Below are 362 nucleotides of genomic sequence, written 5' to 3'. Positions count from 1 at the left end.
GGGCGTGGCCGAGCGCGGCGGCGAGCGCGGCGACGCCCGCCGCCATCGCCGGCAGCGACAGCCCCTCGCCGGGCGGCATCCCGGTGAAGCCGTGCCCCGGCAGGTCGGGGGCGATCACCGTGAAGCGGCGCGCGAGCAGCGGCATCAGCCCCGCCCAGGAATGCGTCGCCGCGCCGGTGCCGTGCAGGAGCAGCGCCGCCGGCCCGTCGCCCATCACCTGCACGTGCCAGACGATCCCGCCCGCCGGGACGAAGCGGCTCGCCACCCGGTTCGGCCAGTCGCGGCCGTCGTGGTTCCAGTCGGGCCGGCGCATCAGGGGCGCTCGGCGCGGCCGGCGCGCACGGCGCGGCCGAGCGCGACCG

General features: G+C 80.1%; 1 protein-coding gene. It reads right to left on the bottom strand.

The window, feature by feature from the left end:
- Nucleotides 1-313: alpha/beta fold hydrolase (locus tag FK498_RS19080; protein ID WP_141857307.1), on the bottom strand; the 313-nt coding region annotated here is incomplete at its 3' end.
- Nucleotides 314-362 lie beyond the last annotated feature (49 nt).

It is taken from the genome of Elioraea sp. Yellowstone (assembly GCF_006704265.1).
Taxonomy (GTDB): domain Bacteria; phylum Pseudomonadota; class Alphaproteobacteria; order Acetobacterales; family Acetobacteraceae; genus Elioraea.
The sequence above is the reverse complement of the archived record's forward strand: the minus strand, read 5'-3'. Positions and strand labels throughout refer to the sequence as shown.